The following is a 3,647-nucleotide window of genomic DNA, read 5'->3' on the forward strand; positions in this document are numbered from 1 at the left end:
ATAAGAAATACAATAAACTTCAAAAACCTAATATTATGTTCCATAATTTCCATCATACTCTCAGTATTTATTTCATTAATCTTTTGTTACATATTAGGAAGAATACCTGGAGATTATTATCCACTCGGATTCATAATAAGTTTGGTTATAACCATAGGAATATTTGGATCATTTAAAGATATAATAAATGGAGGATTATTGGGTATCATTACTGGACTTGTATTGGGATTATTAGCCAATTACATTGTGGAGCTTTCAAGCGGATTTGCTTTCAGCTATGAAATGCTTTTCGGATATTCTGCAGTAATATTCACAATATTCGGACTAATAATGGGAATAATTGCAACCGGTTTAAGAAAAAATGTTGTAAAATTAATCGATGTTGAAAAAATTTTGAAATAGCTATTAAATAGCTATTCTTTAAACTTTTTTTTATCCAATTTTTTAACCACTTTTGCCGGAACACCAACGGCAACCTCATAGTCGCCAACGTCTTTTGTAACTATCGCACCTGCACCGACAATCGCATATTTACCTATTGTGACACCTGGAAGAATACTTGCTCCCGCACCAATCCATGCTCCCTTTTTGATGTGAATCGGCTTGCAAAGCAAGACTTTTCTGTTATATTCATCATGATTATTGGAAAGCAGCTGAACATTGGCGGCAAGCATTACATCATCATCAATTGTAATTCCGCCACGTGCCATTGCAAGACAGTTGGAATTGATGAAAACATTGTTTCCAATTTTCAGTTTATCCAGTGCCGCACCGGACAAAGGCGCCTGAACCATTGAATTTTCACCAATGTTATCGCCGAAAAGCTCCTTTAATATTTCTCCATATTCAGGAGTCATCGGCATTGTATGATTAAGCTTAAAAAGAATTTCATTCATTTTAAAAGCTTCTTGCAGTTCTTCTTCAGAAAGTTTATCCATATCAACTCGTTCAAAATCCATAAAATCACCATTTAAACTACTTCAACTTTATAAATGTTGAGGATTATTACTTAACAGGCTATATACTCTAATGAGTATAGAATTAACGTGCTATCCCCCTCGTCCTGAAGGTTCAGACAGATTCAATTAATTCTTTCTAAACATTGTTATCGTTGAAAAAGTAATTTAATTTTGTCATTATCATTTATTATTTTTTTGTTATTTTGTTATTTAAATTTCATCAAAGAGCATTTGAGGTAATGCCCATTTTTGTGCAATTCCTTCACGACTTAAAAGAAGTCGTGGTATTCTTGCATTTTAAGATAAAATATATCATACCTGTAATATTTAATAATTATATTCTATTTCAAATATAAAGTTATAATTCAACTTAAATAATGATTTTTCCATGAAATAAATAAGTATTTAATATATTAAAAACATAAAATCTGATATCAATAAAATAAAAACTTTTAAGTTGATTATAAATCAATTTTTCAAGAAAACATCAATATCTCACGGATAAAACAATGGAGGCAAAATATGGAGAGAAAATCATATCACGACTTTGAACTAATTTCAAGCGAAAAGGAAATTAATAATTTCATATCTCGCAATAAAAATACACTGAAAATCCTTAAGGCATTAAAACCGCAATTGAATAAGCATTTTCCCAATTATAATTATTCATTAGAGCTTTGTGAAAAATTAGGTTGGACAACAGAAACAAAATTACTACTAAATATAGAAGTTAGTGAAAAAATGTTTTTTAATGGAATGTTAAAGGATTTTAATGATATTTACAAAGAAATAGAACCATTACTTGAAAATATCGAAAATACAGTGGTGTTGTTTCCAGTGATAAGAAACAAAGAATTTGAAAAGATGGATAACAATTCTGCCATAAATCTAATTGCACGAACAGCATACTTCAACAATTACAATGATGGAATACTTCAACGCGAAGTAAGTTTTAGAGAAATCCCCAAATCCCAACAGGAAAAGGAAATAATTGAATATTGCAAAACACATGAAAATCCTAATATATCAGACATTGTTTATGACCTGCAATTGCAGCTTTTTGATGTGGATGACATATTAACAGAACGGAAGAAAAAGGGATTGAAATGAAGGTTAAATATTAGGTGATTAGATGGGAACTTATGTTAAGGAGATAAAATTAAAGGAGAAAGGATACATTGTGAAGCAAGAAAAATTAGCAATCCAATTCCAATTCCAAAAAGTGGTCGTCACAAAACGCAACAAATAATTATACGAAATAATGCAGAATGTGTGATTAAAAAAGAATCAAAACATAATAAATAAAAAGAAAGTTTATAAGAATTATGACTTATAAACTTATTTCAATCTTGTTTTAAATGAATTTGCATGAGCAAAGAAACCTTCATATTCAGCAATAGGAACAGAGGTTTTTGACAATTCCTCCAATCCCTCTTTTGTTAGTCTTTGAACAGTTGGCTTTTTAATGAAGGCTTCTGTTGAAAGACCGGAATACATTTTAGCTCCGCCACCGGTAGGCAAAACATGGTTTGTTCCAGAACCGTAATCACCTGCTGCAACCGGTGAGTATGCACCTAAAAATATTGATCCCGCATTGTTTATGTGTGATAATGTTTCATCATCGTCTTTTGTGAATATGATTAAATGTTCGGGAGCGTATTCATTTGTAACATAAATTGCCTCCTCCATTGTGTTAGTGATAATAATTTTTCCACTTTTTGACAATGATTCCTCAATAATTTCACGCCTTGGAGCTTCTGCAGTTAATTTGGCCACAAATTCATTAGTTTTTATAGCCAAATCCTTTGAATCAGTGACTAAAAAACATGACGCATTTGGATCGTGTTCTGCCTGTGCCAATATGTCAGTTGCCAGAAACTCAGGATTTGCACTTTCATCAGCCAATATCAAGACTTCAGAAGGACCTGCAGGAAACTCGATATCTACTTGACCATACACTAATTTCTTTGCTGCAGTCACGAATATATTTCCAGGACCTACAATTTTTTCTACACGAGGTATTGACTGGGTACCATATGCAAGTCCTGCAATCGCTTGTGCCCCACCTACCTTGTAAATTTCATCAGCACCTGCAATATCTGCCGCAACCAAAATTGCATCTAAAATTTTGCCATCCTTTTGAGGAGGAGTCACACAGACAACTTTTTCAACCCCTGCAATCTTTGCAGGTATTACTGTCATCAATATTGATGAAGGGTAAGCTGCCCTTCCACCAGGTATATAACAGCCAGCAGAGTTGATAGGTCTTACAATTTGACCTGCAACAATACCTGGAGTAACTTCCATTTCCCATTCCTTAGGGATTTGTTTTTTATGAAATTTTTCAATATTTGATGCGGCTTGTTTTAGTGCAGCAAGCAATGAATCATCCAGAGTATCATAAGCCTCTTCAATTTCATCTTTGGATACTTTCAAATTTTCTATTGTAACACCGTCAAACTTTTCAGTATATTCCCTAATAGCATCGTCCTTATTCAATCTAACGTTGTTTAAAATGTCAGAAACTATATCCAAGACCTTGTTTACATCTTCTTCTGACCTTTTGATTGTTTCAGCCAAATCAATTTCATTATAATTCAATATATCCATTTTAACCCTACCTTAAAATAGCACCGGTATCTGCAGAGTGAACTAATTTCTGATAGATTGCCAACCATCCGTCAACAT

Annotated in this window: 4 protein-coding genes; 2 read left to right on the forward strand and 2 right to left on the reverse strand. The window is 32.7% G+C overall.

All coding sequences use genetic code 11. From position 1 onward, the window contains the following. Positions 1–402: hypothetical protein (locus UIB65_RS08460; protein WP_330040924.1), on the forward strand; the 402-nt coding region annotated here is incomplete at its 5' end. 11 nt (positions 403–413) lie between these two features. On the opposite strand, the gene UIB65_RS08465 is transcribed toward UIB65_RS08460, so the two are convergent. Continuing rightward, positions 414–959 (reverse strand): DapH/DapD/GlmU-related protein, encoded by a 546-nt coding sequence (locus UIB65_RS08465; RefSeq protein WP_330040925.1) that lies wholly within the window; start codon positions 957–959, stop codon positions 414–416. A 522-nt stretch (positions 960–1,481) separates the two neighbouring features. Between UIB65_RS08465 and UIB65_RS08470 the strand changes: the two genes are divergently transcribed. Next, the gene (locus tag UIB65_RS08470; protein WP_330040926.1) at positions 1,482–2,069 is read left to right on the forward strand and encodes a hypothetical protein; all 588 of its coding nucleotides are present in this window, start codon (positions 1,482–1,484) and stop codon (positions 2,067–2,069) included. Positions 2,070–2,297: 228 nt separating this feature from the next. Here the strand turns inward: UIB65_RS08470 and hisD are convergent, their stop codons facing one another. Continuing rightward, positions 2,298–3,569, reverse strand: a complete 1,272-nt coding sequence (gene hisD, locus UIB65_RS08475; protein WP_330040928.1) for a histidinol dehydrogenase — start codon at positions 3,567–3,569, stop codon at positions 2,298–2,300. Between the last annotated feature and the right edge of the window lie 78 nt (positions 3,570–3,647).

It is taken from the genome of Methanobrevibacter sp., assembly GCF_036307625.1.
Lineage (GTDB): Archaea > Methanobacteriota > Methanobacteria > Methanobacteriales > Methanobacteriaceae > Methanocatella.